At 48.6% G+C, this 20,296-nt stretch carries 17 protein-coding genes; 3 read left to right on the forward strand and 14 right to left on the reverse strand.

The annotated features are described in order from the left end of the window. The 9 genes from DBY95_RS09555 to DBY95_RS09595 form a co-directional block, all read right to left on the reverse strand. Complete coding sequence (locus DBY95_RS09555; RefSeq protein WP_107724153.1) at positions 1 to 1,521, reverse strand: Na+/H+ antiporter NhaC family protein; 1,521 nt, start codon at positions 1,519 to 1,521, stop codon at positions 1 to 3. Positions 1,522 to 1,654: 133 nt separating this feature from the next. Continuing rightward, a complete protein-coding gene (locus tag DBY95_RS09560) occupies positions 1,655 to 3,154 on the reverse strand; it encodes a DegQ family serine endoprotease (RefSeq protein WP_107724154.1) in 1,500 nt (499 codons plus the stop codon). 245 nt (positions 3,155 to 3,399) lie between these two features. After that, the gene (gene hemA / locus DBY95_RS09565; protein ID WP_003684306.1) at positions 3,400 to 4,653 is read right to left on the reverse strand and encodes a glutamyl-tRNA reductase; all 1,254 of its coding nucleotides are present in this window, start codon (positions 4,651 to 4,653) and stop codon (positions 3,400 to 3,402) included. Between the two features lie 148 nt (positions 4,654 to 4,801). Next, positions 4,802 to 5,665 (reverse strand): RNA polymerase sigma factor RpoH, encoded by an 864-nt coding sequence (gene rpoH, locus DBY95_RS09570; protein ID WP_107724155.1) that lies wholly within the window; start codon positions 5,663 to 5,665, stop codon positions 4,802 to 4,804. A gap of 279 nt (positions 5,666 to 5,944) precedes the next feature. Further along, positions 5,945 to 7,492, reverse strand: a complete 1,548-nt coding sequence (lnt, locus tag DBY95_RS09575; protein ID WP_107724156.1) for an apolipoprotein N-acyltransferase — start codon at positions 7,490 to 7,492, stop codon at positions 5,945 to 5,947. 55 nt (positions 7,493 to 7,547) lie between these two features. Beyond that, the gene (locus tag DBY95_RS09580) at positions 7,548 to 8,414 is read right to left on the reverse strand and encodes a DUF808 domain-containing protein (protein WP_107724157.1); all 867 of its coding nucleotides are present in this window, start codon (positions 8,412 to 8,414) and stop codon (positions 7,548 to 7,550) included. Positions 8,415 to 8,526: 112 nt separating this feature from the next. Next, the gene (locus tag DBY95_RS09585) at positions 8,527 to 9,909 is read right to left on the reverse strand and encodes a TolC family protein (RefSeq protein WP_107724174.1); all 1,383 of its coding nucleotides are present in this window, start codon (positions 9,907 to 9,909) and stop codon (positions 8,527 to 8,529) included. A gap of 63 nt (positions 9,910 to 9,972) precedes the next feature. Further along, complete coding sequence (locus DBY95_RS09590; protein WP_107724158.1) at positions 9,973 to 11,910, reverse strand: MacB family efflux pump subunit; 1,938 nt, start codon at positions 11,908 to 11,910, stop codon at positions 9,973 to 9,975. A gap of 81 nt (positions 11,911 to 11,991) precedes the next feature. Continuing rightward, the gene (locus DBY95_RS09595) at positions 11,992 to 13,173 is read right to left on the reverse strand and encodes an efflux RND transporter periplasmic adaptor subunit (protein ID WP_107724159.1); all 1,182 of its coding nucleotides are present in this window, start codon (positions 13,171 to 13,173) and stop codon (positions 11,992 to 11,994) included. A gap of 288 nt (positions 13,174 to 13,461) precedes the next feature. On the opposite strand from DBY95_RS09595, the gene DBY95_RS09600 reads away from it, so the two are divergent. Further along, on the forward strand, positions 13,462 to 13,875 hold the full coding sequence (locus DBY95_RS09600; RefSeq protein ID WP_107724160.1) for a type IV pilin protein: 414 nt from the start codon (positions 13,462 to 13,464) through the stop codon (positions 13,873 to 13,875). Between the two features lie 108 nt (positions 13,876 to 13,983). Here DBY95_RS09600 and nusB read toward each other — a convergent pair whose 3' ends face one another. From nusB to DBY95_RS09615, 3 genes are all read right to left on the reverse strand, one after another. After that, positions 13,984 to 14,412, reverse strand: coding sequence for a transcription antitermination factor NusB (nusB, locus tag DBY95_RS09605; RefSeq protein WP_107724161.1), 429 nt, complete (start codon positions 14,410 to 14,412; stop codon positions 13,984 to 13,986). 121 nt (positions 14,413 to 14,533) lie between these two features. Next, on the reverse strand, positions 14,534 to 15,013 hold the full coding sequence (gene ribH / locus DBY95_RS09610) for a 6,7-dimethyl-8-ribityllumazine synthase (RefSeq protein WP_036493252.1): 480 nt from the start codon (positions 15,011 to 15,013) through the stop codon (positions 14,534 to 14,536). A gap of 93 nt (positions 15,014 to 15,106) precedes the next feature. Then, the gene (locus DBY95_RS09615; protein ID WP_107724175.1) at positions 15,107 to 15,430 is read right to left on the reverse strand and encodes a DUF2185 domain-containing protein; all 324 of its coding nucleotides are present in this window, start codon (positions 15,428 to 15,430) and stop codon (positions 15,107 to 15,109) included. Positions 15,431 to 15,683: 253 nt separating this feature from the next. Here DBY95_RS09615 and rnc point away from each other — a divergent pair, with 253 nt between their 5' ends. Further along, on the forward strand, positions 15,684 to 16,403 hold the full coding sequence (rnc, locus tag DBY95_RS09620) for a ribonuclease III (protein WP_107724162.1): 720 nt from the start codon (positions 15,684 to 15,686) through the stop codon (positions 16,401 to 16,403). Between the two features lie 64 nt (positions 16,404 to 16,467). Further along, on the forward strand, positions 16,468 to 17,397 hold the full coding sequence (era, locus tag DBY95_RS09625; RefSeq protein WP_003679342.1) for a GTPase Era: 930 nt from the start codon (positions 16,468 to 16,470) through the stop codon (positions 17,395 to 17,397). Between the two features lie 61 nt (positions 17,398 to 17,458). Here the strand turns inward: era and coaBC are convergent, their stop codons facing one another. Next, positions 17,459 to 18,637: a bifunctional phosphopantothenoylcysteine decarboxylase/phosphopantothenate--cysteine ligase CoaBC gene (gene coaBC, locus DBY95_RS09630; protein ID WP_107724163.1), complete on the reverse strand. Its 1,179-nt coding sequence runs from the start codon at positions 18,635 to 18,637 to the stop codon at positions 17,459 to 17,461. A 44-nt stretch (positions 18,638 to 18,681) separates the two neighbouring features. Next, a complete protein-coding gene (locus tag DBY95_RS09635) occupies positions 18,682 to 19,911 on the reverse strand; it encodes a tetratricopeptide repeat protein (protein ID WP_107724164.1) in 1,230 nt (409 codons plus the stop codon). Between the last annotated feature and the right edge of the window lie 385 nt (positions 19,912 to 20,296).

Here is a 20,296-nt window from a genome sequence, read left to right on the forward strand (position 1 = left end):
TTAGGCAGTTGCTTTTTTCTTGTCTTTTAAGATGAAAATCAACACAACCATCACGATGCCGGTTACCACAAAACCTAAAGGCGCAGAGCCGGTCATGCCCAGTGCGAGGTAGCCTGTGGCGGCAGACGCGGCTACGGTCAGCGCGTAAGGGAATTGCGAGGTAACGTGGTCGATGTGGTTACAGTGTGCGCCGGTAGAAGAGAGGATGGTGGTGTCGGAAATCGGCGAGCAGTGGTCGCCAAATACGGCACCGGCCATTACGGCAGACATGCAAGGGATAATCAGCGAAGGTTCGACTTTGACGGCCATGGCGGCGGCAATCGGCAACATGATGCCGAATGTGCCCCAGCTTGTGCCGGTAGCGAAGGCCATCACGCCTGCGAGCATAAACAAAATCACGGGCAGGAAGCCTGCATGGATATTGCCTGCCACCAAAGTGGAGAGGTATTCGCCGGTGTGCATCTCGCTGACAACGGTGCTGATGATCCATGCCAAAATCAAGATGGTAATGGCACCACGCATAGAGATGATGCCCTGCCAAATGGCTTTAGGGTAGTCGCTGGTTTTGATGGTGCCGATGGTGCAGAGGATGACGGCCAATACGCCGCAGGTGCCGCCGAACACGAGGGAAGTGTTCACATCGGTATTTTCAAACGCGCTGAGCAAAGAGAAAGTTTCAGAAGCTTGTGCGCCAGTGTAAATCATGGCGGAAACAGTGGTGACGATCAGTACCAAAACCGGCACAATTAGCGCGAATACACGGCCGTTGGGATGGCCTGTTTCAACGGTTTCATCATGAATTTCATTCAAAGCGGCGCGTTCCAAACGGGCCATGGAGCCGATGTCGAAGGAGAACCAGGCAACGACAAACACCATAATCAATGCGAAGACGGCGTAGTAATTCATCAGGCTCATGGCCACAAATGCGCCCATCGGTGTGTAGTCTGTGATGTTGTAGGTCACCAAAAGGCCTGCCAAAGTAGCGATAATCGATGCGCCCCAGCTGGATACCGGCATCAAAACGCACATCGGCGCGGCAGTGGAGTCAAGGATATAAGCCAGTTTGGCGCGGGAAACTTTGAATTTGTCGGTTACAGGGCGGGCAATCGCACCGACGGCAAGACTGTGGAAATAGTCGTCAATAAAGGTAACGAATACCAGACAGGCAGTCAGCAGCTTCGCGCCGCGACGGCCTTTGATGTGCTGTTTTGCCCAATCGGCAAATGCTTGGTTACTGCCGGAATGCGTCAGCAGGGAAGTGAAAATCCCCAAAAGCACCAAAAAGAGCAGGATTTTGGGTTTGCCCAAAGACCAATCGCCGTCCGCCCAAGTCAGGCTGACTGCCATGTCTTTTAAGTGAACCAAGGCATCGAGTGGATTGCCGCCTACCAGCAGGAATGAGCCGACGATAATGCCGACACCTAAGGACAGTAATACACGGCGCGTGGCAATGGCTAAGGCGAGCGCAATGGCTGCCGGGACGATAGATAAAATAGAATTCGAATAATTAATAAGTTGCATAATTATATTGTATATAAGCGGTGAAATATTTTCAGACGGCCTAAATTGGAAGACGGATAACAAAATACCCACCGTCTCTGACAGATGGGTATTTTATCATTTAACACATCATCATGCCGTCTGAAAAATCGGACTACTGCAGATTTAGCGCGAGGAACAAAGTATTGCCGTCGCGTTGTACCAAAAGCGGTACGTTTTTGCCTGAGCTTTCCAATGCGCTACGGAAAGTGGATTCGTCATTGACGCTGATTTGGCTGACGGCAATAATTTCGTCGCCGCGTTTGAGGCCGGCACGTTCGGCCGCACCGCTAACGCGCAGAACGATTAAGCGTTGTTTGCCGTCTGCGTTTTCAACCTGCAAAGTTAGGCCTGCGTTTTCAACGGTAAATCCGTCATGGCCGCCATCGTGTTGCGGGTGTTCGGCTTCTTTTGCAGATGTTTCCGTTTGTTCGGCTGCGCTGCCAAGTTTGACTTTGACATCGGTTTGTTTGCCGCCGCGCCAGATGCTCAAAGTCACTTCTTTACCCGGCATAATCGAGCCGACCATGACCGGCAAATCGCTGGAGGCGCGGACTTCTTCTCCGTTTACGCTGCGGACAATATCGCCGACTTGCAACCCGGCTTGTTGCGCTGCGCTGTTCGGCATGATTTTGGCAATCAGCGCGCCGCTTGCTTTGTCCAAACCGAAAGATTTGGCCAAATCGTAAGAAACTTCTTGAATAACCACGCCTAATTGACCGCGTTGGACTTTGCCGTTGGCTTTTAATTGATCGGCCACATTCATGGCAACATCAATCGGAATAGCAAACGAAATACCCATAAAACCGCCGCTGCGGCTGTAAATTTGCGAATTGATGCCGACTACTTGGCCGCGGAGGTTGAATAGCGGGCCGCCTGAGTTGCCTGGGTTGATGGCAACGTCGGTTTGGATGAACGGCGTATAGTTTTCATTCGGCAGGCTGCGGCCTTTGGCGGAGACGATGCCTGAAGTTACGCTGTTGTCAAAGCCGAAAGGAGCGCCGATGGCTGCTACCCATTCACCCGGTTTCAAATCTTTCGGATTACCGATTTTGACAACCGGCAAATCTTCTTGCGGCTCGATTTTTAAGAGGGCAACGTCGGATTGAGCGTCTGAGCCGACCAGTTTGGCCGTGTATTCGCGTTTGTCGTTGAGCAGGACTTTGATATTGCCCATGCCGGCAACCACGTGGGTATTGGTCAGGATATAACCGTCTTTGCTGATAATAAAGCCGGAACCGAAATTCAAAGCGTCGCTTTCAGTATCTTCTTGCGGCATGTCGGGCATATTGGGAACAAGGCGCTTGAAGAACTCGTAAAACGGATCATTGTCGGGGAATTGGCTCAGGTCCATGCTGTGGTCGTCATCCGGTGTCGCAGTGCGTTTTGCCGGTGTCGCTTGAATATTGACGACTGCCTGTCCTTCGTTTTGTACCAATTGGGCGAAGTCGGGCAACAACATACCGACTTTTCCGTCATCGGTATTGGTTTCTATGCGTTGGACGAGTTCTTTGTTTTCGTCTTTGTCGAAAAAGGTGCTGACTTTGTCGCAACCTGAAAGAAGGGAAGCTGAGAGAACAGCAAGGGTCAGATATGTGTTTGTTTTAATATTCACGAAAGTTCCTTTTGCCGGTGCCTATCGTATTGTCGGCATGCGTTTGAATCGGCAGGCAGTTTTATTGTTTGAATGCTGTTTAAATGTATAAGATAGGATTTTTACACTTTAACGGTTTTTTTTCAAGCATTTCATTTTAAATGAAAAAATGATGATTGGGATTTTATTGTTTTAAGGCCGTCTGAAAGCTTTGGAATATGACCTGTCGGTCGGTTCGCTTCTTTCAGACGGCCTTTAAATTGTGGTCAGTCGTGTTGATCCAAATGGTAGATCTGCGCCACGGCATCGATTAATTCGCTGTTGTCCGAGCCGGCTTTATTGAGCGTGCGTGTCGGAGAGTGGAGCAGTTTGTTGGTCAACTGAATGGAGAGGCGTTCGAGGACATCCTCGGCCGATACGCCTTTTGCCAGTTGCTTCATGGCATTTTCCAATACTTGGCGGCGCGCTCGTTCGCCTTCGTCGCGCAAAGCGCGGATAAGCGGAACGCTTTGGCGGTTTTTCTGCAGGCGGATAAATTCGCTGACCTTCTCTTCCACCATGCTTTCAGCTGCCGCCGCTGCCTTTTTGCGCGCGTCTTTACCGCTTTGGACAATATCCATCATGTCGTCTACGGTATAGAGATATGCGTCTTCCAATTCGCCGACTTCGGCTTCGATATCGCGCGGAACGGCCAAATCCAGCAGGAAAACAGGCATGTTGTGGCGTTTTTTCAATGCGCGCTCGACCATGCCTTTGCCGACGAGGGGGAGTTGGCTGGCGGTGGAAGAAACAACCACGTCGTAATCGTGCAGAATATCGGGCAATTCGTTCAGCAGGCAGGCTTCGGCGTTGACACCGAGTTTGTCGCACAATTCCTGCGCACGCTGGTGTGTGCGGTTGGCAACAGTAATGAGCTTGGGATTTTTAGCGGCAAAATAAGTGGCCACCAGCTCAATCATTTCGCCTGCGCCGATAAAGAGGACGTTCAGATCGGAAATGGAAGGGAAGATTTGCTCTGCCATTTTGACCGATGCAGAAGCCATGGAGACGGAGTTTTCACCGACGGCAGTGTCGGTACGCACTTCTTTGGCAACGGCAAAGGTTTTTTGAAACAGGGCGTTTAAGTGGGTGTTGATGCTTTCCTGTTCTTGCGCAACACGGACGGCATCTTTGATTTGACCGAGAATTTGCGGTTCGCCCAAGACCATGGAATCTAAACCGCAGGCGACGCGGAAGGCGTGGCGGACGGTTTCATTATTATCTAAGGTATAGAGGTAAGGGCGGATTTCTTCGGCAGGCAGGTCGTGATATTGTGCCAACCAGTCGATGATTTTTTCGGTTTCGCCGACGCAGTAAAGCTCGGTGCGGTTGCAGGTAGAAAGAATAACTGCTTCTTCCGCCGCCTCACTGCGCGCGAGGTTGGACACGGCATCCGGCAGATTTGCAGCTGCAAATGCCAGTTTTTCGCGTATGCTCAAGGGCGCAGTTTGGTGATTGAGTCCGACGACGGTAAGTTGCATGGTTATGGTATGACTGGGTAGTGTGTGTGGTGGGTATTATAGCTTAAGTGGGCTTTAAAATGAATGTGTTGGGGGAGAAGATACAATGAGGTTTGCCATCGAAAAGGCCGTCTGAAAAGATTCAGACGGCCTTTTTATCAAGAAAGGCTTAAACGGCTTCCGCTTCTTCTTCCAAGAAACCGCGCAGTTTTTGCATAGCTTTGGCTTCGATTTGGCGGATGCGTTCGGCAGATACGCCGTATTCGGCAGCCAATTCGTGCAGGGTCAAACCGCCATCGTCTTGCAACCAGCGGCTTTCAACGATACGGCGGCTGCGGTCGTCCAGTTGTGCCAAGGCGTTTTGCAGACCTTCGGTTTGCAGGGCGTAGTGGGCTTGTTTGGACAACTGGCGGCTAGGCTCTGCATCGTGATCGGCCAACCAGTCGATAGGGGCGAAGTTGTCTTCGTCATCGTTGTTTTCTGCCATGATGCCGATATCGTGACCGGTCATGCGTTGTTCCATTTCCAAGACTTCGGACAATTTGACGCCCAAATCGTCGGCGATTTCTTGCGCTTCTTTTGGAGACAAGGCATTCAGGTTTTTACGCATGCTGCGCAGATTGAAGAACAGTTTGCGTTGCGGTTTGGTTGTGGCAACGCGGACCAAACGCCAGTTGCGCAAAATGAATTCATGGATTTCGGCTTTAATCCAATGCACGGCAAACGAAAACAGGCGCGCGCCGCGGCTCGGTTCGTAGCGTTTGACGGCTTTCATCAGGCCGATATTACCTTCTTGAATCAGGTCGGCTTGGTTGAGGCCGTAGCCGTCGTAGCCGCGTGCAATGGATACGACGACGCGAAGATGGGACAGAATAAGTTGTTTGGCGGCATTGAGGTCGCCTTTTTGTTGACGTTCGGCCAGTTGTGTTTCTTCTTCGGTGGTCAGCATGGGAATGCTGTTGACAGTATGAATGTATTGCTCGAGGCTACCGTTGCCGCTGTGGATAACGGGTAATGCAAAAGCTTTATTCATAAAGGATGCTCTCCTTAATTAGGCCGTCTGAAAACGGCTTTTGTTTATTTGTGTGACAAGCAGTATAACACTGCCTGTGGTTTGTTTTGTTATGGGTTGGATTTTTTCTGTAAATTAACGATAGATTCAATAGTTTTTACTGTTTAAATCGCAAGGGTTGATTGTCTTAGAAAATTTGAGTGATTTACTTGGTTTTGATTAAGTATATTACAAACATTTCTGTATGTAAATAGTTTTAGTGATAAAAAAGACCTTGTATAACAAGATATTAAAATTTTTTCATTCTGATTTCTTCCGGCCAATCAGGATAAGGAATACGCCGATAACGGCCAAAATGCTGATAAGCCATGTTGAGCCGCCTGCTTTCATATAAGGCGTTTCACCGATGTAGCCTTTGACGTGGCCTTCGAGGACGGTTTCTGTATCCGGTTGGGCTTCGGCAACAATCGTACCTTTAGGGGAAATAATGGCGGTCGCGCCGGTATTGGTGGAGCGAACCATGTAGCGGCCCAGTTCCATTGCACGCGCTTGGGACTGTTGAAGCTGCTGATACATGGCATTGGATTTGCCGTACCACGCCATATTGCTGATGTTGGCGAGCAGGGTGGAGCGTTTCGCCGTTGCGATGAGTTCGTCGCCGAAACCGTCTTCATAGCAGATATTGAAGGCGACTTTTTGATCTTTCATTACCAACGGCGCTTGGTTGTCGCCGCCTTTTTGAAAGTCAGCCAAAGGCATATCCATCATTTTATAGAGACGCTCGGTAATGGCGGGCAAGGGTTTGTATTCACCAAATGGAACGAGGTGGTTCTTGGCGTAGTAGGGGATGACATCGGAAGTGCTGTTGTGATAGTCGCTCAAATTGATGACTGCATTTTCGTAGCCGTTGCCGTCGGGCGTATATTGGCTGATGCCGATGGCCAACGCGCTGCCGTTGCTTTGCGCCTGTTCGGCGAATTGTTCCAAGATGCCTTCGGGCAGGTCTTGGCGCATCAGCGGCAGGGCGGTTTCAGGCAGGATGACGATGTCGGCACTGGTTTTGCTGATTTGTTCGTAGTATTTCTGAATGGTCGGAATGATTTGCTCTTCCTTCCATTTCAGATTTTGCTCGATATTTCCTTGAATCAGGGCGACGGTACTGGTGCTGCCGTCGGGGCGGGTGTATTCGGTTTGTTGGGAAATGTAGCCGACGGAGCAGAGCGCAACGATAAGGAATAAGGGCAGCAGGCGGTGTTTCAGACGGCCATGGTTGTCAATCAGCAACACCAGCCATGTGCTGAGGAAAGCGGTTGCCAGGGTGACCATATGAATGCCGCCCAAAGGTGCGAAACCTGCCAACGGACTGTCTTTGATGATTTGGGAATAGCCGATTGCGCCCCAACCGAATCCGGTCAGGAAACGTTCGCGGGCAAATTCTGCCAGCGTCCACAAAATCGGCAACAGCAGGCCGGTTTTAGCCCAGCGTGACAGGTTGCATTTTCTCCACACCCAAAAACAGATGGCCGGATAAAGCGCGAGAAAAGCCGGCAGCAGGAAGGTGAGGGGGATGGCGTATGAATCCGGCAAACCCGAAACATCATGCAAGGCAGTGTGTATCCAATAAAACTGCGCCGTATAACCGATTAATCCGAACAGATAGGCTGTCATGACGGCAAAGCGCGGACGTAACTCAATCAGGCGTATCAGTGCGCCAAACAACAGCGGCATCAGCCAAAAATGATAATACGGGGCGAAAGTGAACGGTGTCGCGGCGGCAATCAAGATGACCAGCGGCCAGTAAAGCAGCGGATGTTGCCAATATTGTTCGAGTTTACGGAAAATATTCATGCTTTAAATGGTATTGAGGCCGTCTGAAAAGTTTTCAGACGGTAGGGAAACAAAATCAGTCTTTTTGAAACAATTTCATTGCAGGCAGGACGATTGCGCAAGCCAATGCGCCGGCGGCTACTCCGACCACCAGATTGGCGATATGTTCCATCATGCCGCTGTCCCAATGCTGCGCATGGAGGAAATCGTGCAAAAAGCCAAGGTTGTGGGCGATCAGTCCGCCGCCGACCAAGAACATCGCCAGCGTGCCGACAATGCTCAAGCCGCGCATAAACCAAGGCATAAATGAAATTAAACCGCGTCCGATACCTTGCACAGCAACGCTTTTTTGGCGCATCAACATCATGCCGAGGTCGTCAAGTTTGACGATAATGCCGACCAAACCATAGACCAATGCCGTCATGCCGACACCGATGGCGGCCATAACCAAAGAACGCGTCATCAGGTCATATTTTTCAACAACGCCCAGCGCAATAATGATGATTTCAGCTGAGAGGATGAAATCTGTACGGACCGCGCCTTTCACTTTTGTTTTTTCGTCTGTGACTTCAGGTTCGGTATCGTGTCCGTCTTCGTGTTCATTGCGGTGTAGAAATTTGTGCAACAGTTTTTCCACGCCTTCAAAACACAAATACACACCGCCTATCATCAGCAAGGGCGTAATCAGCGCTGGCAGGAAAGCGGAAAGCAACAGTGCAAGCGGCACCAGAATCAGCTTATTGACCAGAGAGCCTTTTGCCACCGCCCAAATAATCGGCAATTCGCGCTCGGCGGATACGCCGGTTACCTGATTGGCGTTGAGCGCCAAATCGTCACCGACCACGCCGGCGGTTTTTTTTGCGGCGACTTTGGTCATCATCGCTACGTCGTCCAAAACGGCGGTAATGTCGTCCAAAAGCGTAAAGAGAGAGGCGAAGGCCATAATGTTGTCCGGATAAAATCAAATAAACGCGCGATTATATATGAAAATTCAGTTGCTTGAATGTTTTTCAGACGGCCGTTGACGGAAATTAACCAAAGGCCGTCTGAAAATGCTATTTCGGCGTATAACGTCCTGCCATGGCTTTATACACCATATTTTCGTATTTTAAGGCTTCATAGCGTTGGTTCAGCAGGTTTTGAGCCGAGCTATATTCCGAATTCAAAGCCTCCAGCCAGTCTTTCAGTTCGTTTTTACCGTGTTGGTAGCGTACTTGATAGTAATGGCTGTTTTTCTTGTCCAACTGATAACGTTGTTCTTGATTGGCAAGGCTGGCCTGCGCGTTTTTGTAGGCAAGGTAGTTGGTGTTGACCTCGTTGAGCGCGGTGGTCAGGGCTTTTTCAAAATTCAGCTTGGCACTGTCCATCTCCGCTTGTACGGTTTTGTCTTTCCATTTCATGGTCTGCCAATTAAGGAAAGGCAGATTGATGGTGGCCGATCCGCCTAACATGGGGATATTGAACGTGCTTTTCGCTTTATCGGAAGACGTACTCAAACTTGCGCCCAAAGTAATCGACGGATACCAACTGCGTTTTTGCGCGTTGACCAATTGTTGCGACGCTTGCAGGCGGTATTCGGCGGCGCGCAGGTCGGGGCGGTTGGCCAAAACGGTAATCGGTACATCCAAGTTCACGCCTTTGACCGGCAACAGGCGGAATTGTGCCGGATCGGCGGCCATGTTTTCAGACGGCCTTAAATTCAACAAATTACGCAAAACCTGTTTTTGCGTATCCAAATTGTTTTGCAAAGACAACAGGTTGTTTTCCGCGCTCAGCAATGACTGTTTGGCTTGGGTCGGCTGACTGGAGTCGGCACGGCCGTAGCGGAATTTGGCATTCGCAATGCGGTTGATTTCCTGATATTGCTTCAGCGATTTTTTTGCCAACTCGATGGCTTCGTTCAGGTAGGCGATATTGAAATACGCATCGGCGACATTATTAATCAAAGTCAGGCGTGTGTTGGCCATGTCTTCATGCGTGGCTTGATATTCCCATACCTGAGCATCGGCAGTGGCACTGAGTTTACGCCATAAATCCAATTCGTAGCTCAAGCCAAGCTGGCTGCTGAAGGTATTGCCGTGGCTGCCGGTTTTCAGGTTTTTAGAAGCGTTCGCGCCCAACGATCCGCTGAACGAAGGCACCAAATCCGCGCCCAAAATATTGGCTTGGTACAAAGCCTTGTTGACGCTGATGGCCGCCTGTTTCAAATCGACATTGTTGGCCAACGCCTGCTCCATCAGAGCATTGAGTTGCGGGCTTTGGTAGATTTCCCACCAGTTGCCGTTTACATTGTAGCGTTCGGCAGTTTCCGCCGCGCTCATGACTTGGCCGGTTGCTTCCAGCGTAAGGTTCGGGTTGGCTTTAGACGCGGCGCACGCACTTAGGGCAAGGGCAATAGCCAATGATAAGGCTGCTTGGGAAAAAGGTTTCGTCTTCATAAAAAATCTTTCGGGTAACAGCATTTCAGACGGCCTTAAGATAATAGGTCGTCTGAAACATAATCAATCCTGAGCCAGCGCATCAATCGGGTTGAGCTTGGAAGCCTTGTTGGCAGGCATAAAGCCGAATGCGACACCGATGGCGGTGGAGCAGACCACTGCGCCGATGACGGAAGTCATGGAAATGCTCATCGGGAAGTTGGTGACAAAGTAGTTGAACACCAGGCTGATGCTTGCGGACAACAATACACCTGACAGGCCGCCGATGATACAGATTAAAACGGCTTCAATCAGAAACTGCTGCAAAATATTGTTGCGGCGTGCGCCGATTGCCATGCGGACGCCAATTTCTTTGGTGCGCTCGGTAACGGAAACCAGCATGATGTTCATCACGCCGATGCCGCCGACCACCAAAGAGATGACCGCAATGGAAGAAATCAGCAGCGTCATGGTACCGGTCGTGCTTTCAACCATTTCTTTGATGCTGTCGCTGTTGTTCATAAAGAAGTCTTCTGTACCGTGGCGTGCTTTCAGCAGCTCGGTCAGGCTTTTTTCGGCAACTTGCGTGTTGGCATCGTCTTTGATTTTGACAACGATGGAGTTAGTATGGCTCTCACCGGTAATTTGATGCATGACCGTTGTATAAGGCGACCAAAGCATCAGTGAGTCGGAATTACCAAACGAGTTGTCATCCTTTTTCATAATGCCGATGACGGTTAACGGGCGTTTTTTGAAAAGGATGGTTTTGCCTAAAGGATTGACACCTTCGCCGAAGAGTTTGGTTTTGGTGTTTTGGTCGATGACGACGACTTGGGCATCGGTTTTTACATCGTCATCATCAAACAGACGGCCTTCTTCCAATTTTAAACCGCGCACGTCGAAATATTGTTCGCCTACGCCGTAAAGCGAGGCAGTCAGGTCGGTGTTGCGGTAGGTCAATGTGCCGCTGGAGTTGGTTTGAGGGGTGGCAGAGGCGACGTAGCTTTGTTGGCTGATGGCTTTTGCGTCATTAATCGTCAGTGTCTTGATCCGTCCGCTTCTACGGTCGCCAAAACCACGGCCGGGGAAGATACTGATGGTGTTTGTGCCCATCGAGTTGATGTCTTCCAAGATTTTTTGTTGCGAGCCATTACCTAAGGCTACTACCGATACCACCGAAGCGATACCGATGATAATACCCAGCATGGTCAGCAGCGAACGCATTTTGTGCGCCATAATCGCCTGTACCGACATTTTGAATGCTTCCATAAATTGATCGTAATAAAACGACCAAGAAGCTTTTTCTTTAATCCTCTCCACTTTGCTTGGCGGAATATCCGGATTTTTAGACGTGTCGGAAATAATCTGACCGTCGCGGATTTCGATGACGCGGTTTGCGTTTGCCGCAATGCCCGGATCGTGGGTGACCATAATCACGGTATGCCCGTCTTCGTGCAGCTTGTGGATGATTTCCATCACGTTTTTACCGCTGGCGGTATCCAATGCGCCGGTCGGCTCGTCGGCAAAGATGATTTCGCCGCCGTTCATCAACGCGCGCGCAATCGAAACGCGTTGTTGCTGACCGCCGGAAAGTTCGCTGGGTTTGTTGCCTTCTTTATTTTGCAAACCCAAATCGCCCAACAGTTTTTCCGCACGTTCCGCGCGCTCTTTGCTGTCCATGCCCATATATACGGCAGGCAGGGCGACGTTATCTCGGGCGGTCAGCGAGCTTAACAGGTTGTAACGCTGGAAAATAAAGCCGAAACGCTCACGGCGCAAAGCCGCCAGCTCATCTGGCTGCATTTGCGATGTTTCGATGCCGTCGATTTGATAAGAGCCGGAAGTGGCGGTATCCAGACAGCCCAAGATATTCATCAGCGTCGATTTGCCTGAACCGGACTGGCCGATAATCGCCACAAAGTCGCCTTTTTCAATAGAAAGGCTGACATCTTTCAATACGTGCACACGGTTTTCACCGCTACCGAAAAAACGGTTGATATTCTTACATTCGATTAAACTCATAATCTTTCCGGGCGAAAAATAGAAATACAGGAACTAAGGCCGTCTGAAACACAGCCAAACCTTTCAGACGGCCTTAATCAATCAGCGAGGAGGGCCGCCGCCCATCATCGCGCGTTCACTGCTCTTATTCTTTTCATCTGCGCTCATTTCAGAAACGATCACTTTTTCGCCTTCTTTCAAGCCGCTTTTGATTTCAGTATTCATGTTGTCTTTCAAGCCGACGGTCACTTCGCGTTCTACCGCTTTATTGTCTGCGCCCAAAATGCTGACATAGGATTTGCCGTTATGTTTTTTCACGGTCAGCGTCGGTACCAGTAAAACATTCTTCACGCCGTTGATTTCGATCGTGTTTTGAGTGGTCATACCGATGGAAAGTTTGCCTTCGGGATTCGGCACCAGGGCGCGGGCATAGTAGTAAATCGCATTGGAAGTCGTGTCCGTGCTGCTGGTGTAGCTGCCCAAAGACATGGTGGTCAAGCCGGGGTCGACACTGTCTAATTTCGCTTTAATCGGGGTGTCCGGCTCGGACAAAATGGTGAACGAAATATCCTGACCGGCTTTGACTTTCGTGATGTCGCCTTCGGCAATCTGCATTTTGTTTAACATGGTTTCCAAGTTGGCCAGTTGGATAATGGTCGGCGTAGATTGAGCCGCATTGACGGATTGGCCTTCTTCAACAGGAATGGCGACCACGGTGCCGTCCATGGTAGCGGTAATCCGCGTGTGGCCCAGTTCGGATTCAGCCGTATTAATCGAGATTTTTGATTGTTTGATGGAGGCCTTCAGTTCGGCGACATTCGCTTTGGCTGCGGCTAAAGAGTCTTGTGCAGATTCCAAATTTTCTTTGGAAGTGGCCTGTTCTTTCCATAAGGCAAGTTCGCGTTTATATTTTTTCTCCGCACTGGAAAGCGCGATTTCGGCAGAAACCAATTTTGCCTGATAGGTTTCCAGTTTGGATTTTTCGGTATTTAAGGTATTGATCTGATTGGTTGAGTCGATTTCCGCAATCAGATCGCCTTTTTTCACTTGTTGGCCCAGTTTCACATACAGTTTTTTAATCTGACCTGAAGCTTCCGCGCCTACGGATACTAAATTGGAAGGTGAGATTTCGCCGGTTGCCGACACGGTTTGACGGATATCGCCGCGTTTGACCACTTCCGTAATAAAAGAAGACTGAGGCTCAGGCTTCATCAAAGACCAGCCGCCGAAAGCCGCTGCTACTACAACAGCCGTACCGGCCGCCCACTTGAAAACTTTAGACATATAAAAGGAACCAATTCAATAAAATAACGTTGCAGACAAGCAATAAATGTATGTTGGAGACAAAAAAACAACTGGATTTTACTGTAAAGTCCAAGGCCGACCAAGAGACAGTCGGCTTAAATTGAAGTTTAACTTATTGAAATAAAAAATAAAGGGCAGTAAGTATTTTTCAGAACTTGCACCTCATTTACATAAATTCCCAAACTCCCTCCGTATCTGAACATTTAAGCCGCAAGAAAACGACTATAATATTCATGTCTTATTCTAATTATTCACGACATAAATACAATGAAACACCAACAAGGCTTCACGCTTATCGAGCTGCTGATAGTCGTTGTGATTGCAGCCATTCTTGCTACCATCGCATATCCGTCTTATCAAAACTACATCCGCCAAACGCGTCTCGCATCCGTCCGCACACAGATGCTGCATAATGCCCAACAACTTGAACGCTACTATACTCAAAGAAGTACTTTTGTAGGGTTTCCTCCTGAAAATTTGCAGCAGAATCAATATTTCGATATTAGTTTTTCCGAAGGTGCGGATCCTTCCGATTCAGGTTATATTTTGAAGGCTGTACCCAACAAAGAAACCAATGCCTATGAAACTTGTACTGTTTATTACAACGACAGCGGTATCATTTGGGCAAACAGCGATAAACAAAACTGCCCCGGTTATGAAACGCCCCTAGATGAGAAATAAACAAAGGCCGTCTGAAATTCAGACGGCCTTTTTGATGGTTTGGCTGTATAAGCACATTAGCTTAAACAGGGCAAAGATCAGTAATTTTGACCTGATGTGAAGTCAATCTTAGCCTTTGCGGCGCGGTTCGTTAGGGCGGATACGGGAAGCCAGTTGGTCGAGGATGCCGTTGACGAATTTATGGCCATCGGTGCCGCCGAAAGTTTTGGTGACTTCGATGGCTTCATTGATGATGACGGGGTAGGGGGTCTCAGGCATGGTGCTTAGCTCATGGCAGGCAACCAGCAAAACGGCGCGTTCGATAGGACTGAGGTCTTTTTCGTCGCGGTCGAGCAGGGGGCTGATTTTTTCCATGTATTCTTCGGCATGGGTTTGTGCGCCGAAAAACAGTTTGTTGAACAGCTCTTCATCCATATTGGATGTTTGGGACAGTTCGTGGATGTTTTTGGCGATTTCGGGAGCGGCAGTTTTGTTGATGCCTGCTTGATAAATGGCTTGTACGGCAAGCTCGCGTGCGCGGCGGCGTGGGCTTTTCATGGGTATTCCTTGTGAAGAGAGTGCCGATGGTTGTCGGCTGAATATTGAATGATTCAGACGGCCTCAATGTCATGATTGAGAGGCCGTCTGAAAATATGCGGTATTCAATACGGGGAGAAGCTTATTCTTCGTCGTCTTCGTATTGTTCTGACAAAAGATGGTTGACCAAGTTGGCACATTCTACGGCAACTTTGGCTGCATCGGAGGCTTTTTCTTCGATACGCGCAACGGCTTGTTCGTCGTTTTCAGTCGTCAGGATGGCGTTGGCGATAGGGATGTTGTAGTCAAGGGCAACGCGGCTGACACCTGCGCCGGACTCATTGGATACCAATTCAAAGTGGTAGGTTTCGCCACGAATGACAACGCCGATGGCAATCAGGGCATCGAATTGTTCGGATGAAGCGAGGTTCATCAGCGCGATAGGCACTTCAAGCGCGCCAGGGACGGTGGCAAGCGTGATGTTGTCTTCGGATACGCCCAATTCTTTTAAGGTGCGGCAGCATACTTTGACCATTTCGCTGCCAATTTCGTTGGTGAAGCGGGCTTGAACGATGCCGATGCGCAGGTTGGTACCATCGAGGCGTGGTTCGATAATATTCATGATGATTCCTTCAATATTTGTGAAATAGGGATTCGGCTTGGTTTCAGACGGCCTTGTTATAGGGAAGACCGTCTGAAACGAAATGGGGATGGATTATTCTTGCGGCTGCCAATCGGCAACGGCTTGGAACTCGCCGTCTTCGTTCAATTCCCACGCACTGCCTTCTGCCTGAGTCAGCATGGGCGCGATGTCGGGATTGTCTGCAGTAATGGCGGAGAGGCTGACAATGCTGAAATTGTCGGGGTTGTCGGTGTATTCGTCGGTTTCGTCGCCGCTGAAAATACGCCAGCCGCTGTCGTTTTCAAATACGGGGGCTTCGCGGTAGAGGAAGCCGACGGGCTCGCCTTGTTCGGCGACGGTGTTGGTGACGATGCAGCGGTCGAGCGCTGCGGCCAATGCTTGGGCAAATTTGTTCATGGAGTTGACAAAGAGATGATTTGGCATGATTTTACACGATTCGCCGCTTTTCCGCACGGATGTGTGCAGGGGCGGTTTGATGGTACAATGTCGATAAGTGCCGTCAGGTTTGAACATGACGGTTTTTGATTGTTTATCGGCTTGAGGGACGCAAGAAACAATGAGCCAAAATAAAAAAGTTGCCGGTGTAGCCTTTTTATTTTGTTTCACTGCGGATGAGGCGTGCTTTCCGGCTGTTTTTTGAAAGTATGGAATGAAATCTGATTTGCTCAAACAGAAGGCGCATCGAGCGATTCAAAAGCGTCTGGGCTATGAGTTCCGCAATATGGAGCTGCTCCAGCAGGCTTTGACCCACCGCAGCTACAATGCCAAACACAATGAACGTTTTGAATTTGTCGGCGATTCGATTTTGAACTATTCCGTGGCGCGGATGTTGTTTGACGCGTTTCCGAAATTGTCGGAAGGCGAGTTGTCGCGGATGCGCGCGGCTTTGGTGAATGAAGGTGTCTTGGCTGAAATCGCGTTGGAAATGAATGTCGGCGACGGTTTGTATTTGGGTGCCGGCGAGTTGAAGAGCGGCGGTTTCAGACGGCCTTCGATTTTGGCGGATGCGATGGAGGCGATGTTTGCGGCGGTCAGTTTTGACGCGGATTTTTCTGCGGCGGAAAAAGTGGTTCGCCATTTGTTTGCGGAACGCGTGAAACGTGCGGATTTGAATATCGGCAAGAAAGACAGTAAAACCGCTTTGCAGGAAGCCTTGCAGGCACGTCGCTTTGCCCTGCCGAAATACCGAATCGAAGAGCAGGCGGAGCAGACGGCTGATGCGATGTTTGTGATTTCCTGCGATTTGGGCGAACTCGGTTTCATCTGCAATGCACGCGGCAACAGTCGAAAAGTAGCCGAGCAAAAAGCGGCATGTGAAGCCTTAGAATGGTTGGAACAGAAGTTTCCTTTGAAAAAAGCTAAAAAATAATATTTCAGACGGCCTTTGAGAAAATGCAAAGGCCGTCTGAAACAATCAAGAAAGTCATATATAAATGGATATCGAAACCTTTTTGCAAAACGAGTCGCAACACCCGACGGATTATCGTTGCGGCTTTGTGGCCATCGTGGGTCGCCCGAATGTCGGCAAATCCACGTTGATGAACCATTTAATCGGTCAGAAAATCAGTATCACCAGTAAAAAAGCACAAACCACGCGCAATCGTGTAACCGGTATTTACACCGACGACACGGCGCAATTTGTGTTTGTCGATACGCCGGGTTTTCAAACCAATCATCGCAATGCCTTGAATGACCGTCTTAATCAAAACGTAACCGAAGCGTTGAGCGGCGTGGACGTGGTGGTTTTTGTGGTGGAGGCCATGCGCTTTACCGATGCCGACCGCGTGGTGTTGAAGCAGTTGCCTAAGCATACGCCTGTGGTATTGGTGGTCAATAAAATCGATAAAGATAAAGCCAAAGATAAATTTGCGCTTGAGGCTTTTATCAATGAAGTGCGGCAAGAGTTTGAGTTTACCGCCAGCGAGGCAGTTAGCGCGAAACATGGCCTGCGTATTGCCAATCTGCTGGAACTGCTCAAGCCGTATCTGCCGGAAAGTATCCCGATGTATCCGGAAGATATGGTGACGGATAAATCCAGCCGATTCCTGGCGATGGAAATTGTGCGCGAAAAATTGTTCCGCTATTTGGGCGAAGAGTTGCCGTATGCGATGAATGTTGAAGTGGAGCAGTTTGAGGAAGAGGAAAGCGGACTGTTCCGCATTTATATCGCGGTGTTGGTCGATAAAGACAGCCAAAAGGCGATTTTGATTGGTAAGGGTGGGGAGAAATTGAAGAAAATTTCTACTGAAGCCCGCCTTGATATGGAAAAATTATTTGATACCAAAGTCTTTTTGAAGATTTGGGTGAAAGTGAAATCCGGTTGGGCAGACGATATTCGTTTTTTGCGCGAATTGGGATTGTGATTTAATGTGTTTGAACAAAGGCCGTCTGAAAAATTTTCAGACGGCCTTTTGTTTTGTTTGATTAAGCCAATAATTCAGCCAGGCGTTTGACGATTTCATCCGCTGCTTGGCGTTTGGATGTTTCCGGAAATGAGGTTTCGGCAAGGTCATCAATAATGGTGATTTGATTGGTTGGCTTACCCATGGAAACGGAAACTTGGTTGGCCACCAGCATCGGTACGTTTTTGCGCAAACGTTTTGCTCGTGCAAATTCCAAAACCTGATGGCTTTCTGCAGCAAAGCCGACGCAGAATGGTGGAGAAGGCAAGGCGGCAACGGATGCGAGAATATCCGGATTTTCCGTCAGTTCGAGAACCGGGGGCTGATTGCCGTTTTTCTTCAGTTTCTCGTTGCTGCTGTTTTTGACTTTATAGTCTGCAACGGCTGCGACGGAAATAAAGACATCTTGCGCATGGATATGGCAATGAACTGTCTGATACATGGCTTCTGCACTGACAGCCTGTTCGGAATGAGCCAAGCCTGCTGGCAGGGCCGTCTGAATTTGACCGTAAATCAGCGTGACTTTCGCTCCGGCAGCACGGCACGCACGCGCTAAAGCCATGCCCATTTGTCCGCTGGAAATATTGGTAATGCCGCGGACAGGATCGATGGCTTCAAATGTTGCGCCGGCTGTAATCAGAACTTTTTTGCCGCTCAATAGCTTGGGTGTCCATAAATCCTCTAACAAATCTGCCAGATCGACCGCTTCGACCATTCTGCCTGTACCTGTTTCGCCGCAAGCCTGTTCGCCGCTGTTTGGGTAAAGCACGGTAATGCCGTCTGAAACCAGCTGCTCAATATTGCGCAGGTTGGCAGGGTTGCTCCACATTTCAACATTCATTGCAGGCGCAACAGCCAAAGGGCATTTCCTGGCTGCTACCAAGTTGGTCAGTAGATTATCAGCCAATCCGTTGGCAATTTTGGCAATCGTATTGGCAGTTGCGGGCGCAATAAGAAATGCGTCGGCTTCACGCGTCAGGTTGATGTGTGCCATGCCATTATTGGAAGCGCCTGAATAGGTATCCGATAAAACAGGATTGCCGGTTAAAGCTTGGAAAGTCAGTGGGGAGACAAATTCCGTCGCAGAATCTGTCATTACCACTGATACAGAATGTCCTTGCTTTTTCAGCAATCTGACCAGTTCACACGATTTATACGCCGCAATACCGCCGGTAATACCGAGGAGAATGTGTTTGCTCATAAATAATGGGTTCATGAAATGAGAGATATAGGAATCAAATTAAATTAGATTTGTTCGATGTTGATTCTGGCTAGTTTTGCTTTAATCGCATTGCCATATCTCTTCGGCAAGAACGCTGAAACCGCTCCGTTTTTCACTTCAGTCACATAACTGCAGACCTTAAATTCAGGAACAACATTGAGCGAGTAGTCCGGATTGACCAAAGGCGAAGCACTGGAGTACAGCGTCCATCTTGCCAGACTGCCGTCTTCATAATCAGTCGTTGCGTTAAAGCTGGTAACCCCTTCGCTGAAAGCGATTTGATAATTAGAGTAGAACTCGCCGGGAATTTCGTGTGCATTACAGAAATCAAATAATCTGTCATGTGCAAACAGATTCTGACGGATATAGGCCCACAATTCTTTTTCTAGAAAATCTTGGTCGGCAAAATGTCTGGAAGGATAGCCCTCGTCGACAAAATTTTGAATCCTTTCCTGCATATCTGGGACTGCGCCCGCTTTAGCGCCCCACATACCCGCAAGAATTAGGGCAGTATGCGAGCCCGAGTCGCGAATAGTGTGGAATAGTGTGCCACTTTTTATCCATTCGGATACGGCCGCTGCATCACGATAACAAATAATAGAATCTGCATCACGGAAAATAACGTATTCAACCTCGGGATCATTGATGGCAAGAAAGCGCCACATCGTACCCGGCCAGTTGTCCAATGGAGTGCCAACCTTAATCACTTCTGCACCGTTATTTCTAAATCGTTGAATAGCTTCAGCTGATACAGAATCGTCGACATAAAAACGACATGTCCAACCAGGGAAAAGCACAGGCGCAAGCTGGGTATTTAATACGGCAGGCTCAATATATTTGGAATTATTGCCAAATAAAGAAAAGGAGATAATCCGTTTGCCATTTTTTGGAGCTGGTGTTGGAATGATTTCATGTTCTAGGTCTGGGATGGCTTTATCTTTTAGAACCAAAGCCTGATGACCGTAAAACCCGGTTTTTTCCCAGTTATCTAGAGCGCCGTAAGCATGTGCAAGTAAATCCAAAGCAGGAATATAGGTGCTATCTAGCTCTAACGTTTTCATTTCAGCCTCAATGGCTTTTTTCCATTTCAATTGCTTCAGATAGGCATAAGCAACTTTATGATGAAATTCGACAGATTGGGGGTTGAGAAGGCAAAGAATTTCGGCACGTTTAAGCGCTTCCTCGTAATTTTCCTCTTCGATGAAAGAGTGATATGCTTGTTCAAATTTTTGTTGAATCTTTTCGTTACTCATAATAGGGACTATTCTAAATTTATGATTGTTTTATTGGAGAAAGTAGAGATTGTAAGAGTAGATGGGACTAAAGCGCCAGTAGTATAGAGATATAGAGTGTTTGAATGTGGCAATTAAGAGTAAAGCTGCAGGACTATTTATCTTTGGATATCTGTTTTATCTATCGAATGATAAAATCTAATAAATTTTAAATTATTTAAATACAGATAGTTGTGAAAAAATTTTAATTTTTTTGAAGTTGGGTGTTGACTGGTTTTATTGGTAGGCGTATAGTTCGGTTCTTCGCTGCTGACGCGGTGAAGAAAACGAAGCAGACAGTATAACACAGTTAGTTAGAATTTTCGATAATTTTAGTTGACATTTGCTAAATGTACTGTATAATTCG

It is taken from the genome of Neisseria subflava, from assembly GCF_003044935.1.
GTDB classification, from domain to species: Bacteria; Pseudomonadota; Gammaproteobacteria; order Burkholderiales; family Neisseriaceae; genus Neisseria; species Neisseria subflava_E.

What these genes read in the sequence shown, in the direction of transcription:
- DBY95_RS09555 (WP_107724153.1), bottom strand. Translation starts at nt 1,521, where the DNA reads ATGCAACTTATTAATTATTCGAATTCTATTTTATCTATCGTCCCGGCA.
- hemA (WP_003684306.1), bottom strand. Translation starts at nt 4,653, where the DNA reads ATGCAACTTACCGTCGTCGGACTCAATCACCAAACTGCGCCCTTGAGC.
- rpoH (WP_107724155.1), bottom strand. Translation starts at nt 5,665, where the DNA reads ATGAATAAAGCTTTTGCATTACCCGTTATCCACAGCGGCAACGGTAGC.
- lnt (WP_107724156.1), bottom strand. Translation starts at nt 7,492, where the DNA reads ATGAATATTTTCCGTAAACTCGAACAATATTGGCAACATCCGCTGCTT.
- DBY95_RS09580 (WP_107724157.1), bottom strand. Translation starts at nt 8,414, where the DNA reads ATGGCCTTCGCCTCTCTCTTTACGCTTTTGGACGACATTACCGCCGTT.
- DBY95_RS09585 (WP_107724174.1), bottom strand. Translation starts at nt 9,909, where the DNA reads ATGAAGACGAAACCTTTTTCCCAAGCAGCCTTATCATTGGCTATTGCC.
- DBY95_RS09590 (WP_107724158.1), bottom strand. Translation starts at nt 11,910, where the DNA reads ATGAGTTTAATCGAATGTAAGAATATCAACCGTTTTTTCGGTAGCGGT.
- DBY95_RS09595 (WP_107724159.1), bottom strand. Translation starts at nt 13,173, where the DNA reads ATGTCTAAAGTTTTCAAGTGGGCGGCCGGTACGGCTGTTGTAGTAGCA.
- DBY95_RS09600 (WP_107724160.1), top strand. Translation starts at nt 13,462, where the DNA reads ATGAAACACCAACAAGGCTTCACGCTTATCGAGCTGCTGATAGTCGTT.
- nusB (WP_107724161.1), bottom strand. Translation starts at nt 14,412, where the DNA reads ATGAAAAGCCCACGCCGCCGCGCACGCGAGCTTGCCGTACAAGCCATT.
- ribH (WP_036493252.1), bottom strand. Translation starts at nt 15,013, where the DNA reads ATGAATATTATCGAACCACGCCTCGATGGTACCAACCTGCGCATCGGC.
- DBY95_RS09615 (WP_107724175.1), bottom strand. Translation starts at nt 15,430, where the DNA reads ATGAACAAATTTGCCCAAGCATTGGCCGCAGCGCTCGACCGCTGCATC.
- rnc (WP_107724162.1), top strand. Translation starts at nt 15,684, where the DNA reads ATGAAATCTGATTTGCTCAAACAGAAGGCGCATCGAGCGATTCAAAAG.
- era (WP_003679342.1), top strand. Translation starts at nt 16,468, where the DNA reads ATGGATATCGAAACCTTTTTGCAAAACGAGTCGCAACACCCGACGGAT.
- coaBC (WP_107724163.1), bottom strand. Translation starts at nt 18,637, where the DNA reads ATGAGCAAACACATTCTCCTCGGTATTACCGGCGGTATTGCGGCGTAT.
- DBY95_RS09635 (WP_107724164.1), bottom strand. Translation starts at nt 19,911, where the DNA reads ATGAGTAACGAAAAGATTCAACAAAAATTTGAACAAGCATATCACTCT.